At 51.4% G+C, this 2,220-nt stretch carries 1 protein-coding gene and 1 pseudogene; both read left to right on the top strand.

What is annotated here, in order from left to right; genetic code table 11:
* Positions 1 to 400 precede the first annotated feature (400 nt).
* Positions 401 to 1,717, top strand: coding sequence for an FkbM family methyltransferase (locus ACRXB1_RS34925; RefSeq protein ID WP_449494640.1), 1,317 nt, complete (start codon positions 401 to 403; stop codon positions 1,715 to 1,717).
* An 18-nt stretch (positions 1,718 to 1,735) separates the two neighbouring features.
* Positions 1,736 to 2,220, top strand: a pseudogene (locus ACRXB1_RS34920) (glycosyltransferase); the annotation flags it as partial.

Below are 2,220 nucleotides of genomic sequence, written 5' to 3'. Positions count from 1 at the left end.
ATAAATCAATTTCCTAAACGGGGTCGTCCGAAGACGCCGCCACAGATGAGTCCGCAGCTTCCCCTGGGCCAGGTTTTTTGACGGGGTCGAGACCTCCAAGAAGCATACGGCCACTGTCTCTGCGCGCATCAAGTGTACGCCCCTGAAGTTTCTATTCATGAGGGTCGCGCCCAAGCGCGTGGGGCGGTTTTTTAGAATGTATCGTTGGCGGAAAAGTTAAGAACGAAAGTCTAGGGTGATGATCCTTCGAGTTTTTTCATCGTCGGCGCGCGGAAAATCCTTAGACAGGAAGAGCATCCATCCGTTTTTAACAAAAGGACAACGCGCTCGAATGATCTTCTCAAAGCTCCAATTTCCGATGTGGTTCAATCTTAGCAACCACACACACTAAGAGGACCTTATGCCTTTTGTATCTTATGCGCAAAACCGGGAAGATGTCCTTCTAAGGAGAGCGCTCGCCGATGTTTCAATTGGTTTCTACGTCGACGTAGGCGCCCAGGACCCAGACGTATTTTCTGTAACTAAGGCGTTCTACGAGGCCGGATGGACGGGGATCAATATTGAACCGGTTCAGTTTTGGTACCAAAAGCTGGCTGAAGCGAGGCCAAAAGACACGAACATTCGGGCAGTCGCGGGCACTGGCGAGGAAACGATCGACTTTTATGAGATTGAGGACACGGGCCTCTCTACGATCGATGAACAGCAAGCAGCAATGCATCGGGAAGCAGGATTCAAGGTCAAAAAGACAACAGCGCCTGTGCGCCGACTAGATGCAATTTTGGCGGAGGAAGGGGTCACCAAGATCCACTTCCTGAAAATTGACGTCGAGGGAGCTGAAAAGGACGTGTTGCTTAGCATCGACCTTCAAAAATGGCGTCCGTGGGTTGTGGTTGTAGAGGCGACTATTCCGATGTCGGACGAACTTGCTGATCCTGCTTGGGAAGACGTGCTTATTGCAGCGGCGTACGAATACGTTTATTTCGACGGACTTAATAAATACTTCGTGCCTCAAGAACGGGGTTACCTCAAAAACTCGTTCATCGCACCTCCAAATGTATTTGATCGCTATCTGACCGCCGACGAGAAAAAAGGCAAGGATGACGAAGCCAAGCTAGCGATGGTTGCGGAGGAACTAGAGAAAACCTCGAAAGAGCGGAATGCTGCGACCAAGGAGTTGGGCGAGGTCAGCACGCAGCTTCAAGTTACTGCGGAACGACTGGCTGAAACGGTTGGGCAACTCGGTATGACAAAAGACCAGCTCGGCGTGGCGGATGAACGGATCGTTAAACTCGAGCGAATGCGTCGTTCCCTGGTTGACGACAATCAACGCCTCACCCTTCGAGTTGCAGAAAAGCGCGCTGAGCTCGAACATAGATCTGCGGAACTTAACCATAGAACCGCTGAACTTAACCATAAAACCGCTGAACTTGCACGCTTACATGCTGACGCCGCTAACTTACATAATGAACTACACCAGTCGAAAATGAACCTTGAGCGAGCACACGCGGAAGCCGTTCGGATGCGGGCACGGGGGGCATCAATCGAGGCGAACATCCAGGCAATTCACCGAAGCACGTCGTGGCGAATCACAAAACCGATCCGGTCTGTTCGGATGTGCGGACGAGGCCTGTTGGTGAGGAGTTACGTTCTTCGCAGAATTTATATGACTTTCCGTCCCGTTGCTTTGCGCATTTTCCGTGTGTTCTTCCGACGCTAATGGGAGTGGCTTACCGTTATGAAGTTAATTATTGATTTACAAGCCTGTCAGACATCCGGTAGCCGAGACCGTGGCATAGGGCGATATTCTTTCGCCCTCGCCGACGCAATGCTCCGTGAGGCCAGAGGTCATCATGTGCGTATTGCGCTGAACCGGTCTTTCCCTAACACCGTAAGCTATCTAGTCGAACATTTTTCGAGCTTAGTTCCACGCGAAAATATCCTGCTTTGGGGTGGAATGCAGGACACGGCCGAATTGCATCCTGCCAACATCGGACGCCGGCTTGCCGCAGAGCGTGTTAAGGCTGCTTTTTTTCAATCGCTTGCCGCGGACGCGATTCATACAACCAGTTTGTTCGAAGGGCTAGGGGATGCGTCGGTCACGTCAATAGGATATGGAGTGACGCCCGTTGAAGCAGTTACCCTATATGACCTAATTCCGTATATCCGAGCTGACACTTATTTGGCTGATGATCGGGTGGACGACTGGTACCGGCGAAAGGT

It is taken from the genome of Caballeronia sp. M23-90 (assembly GCF_053574605.1).
Note: the sequence above shows the minus strand (reverse complement) of the source record. Positions and strands in the feature narration are given on the sequence as shown.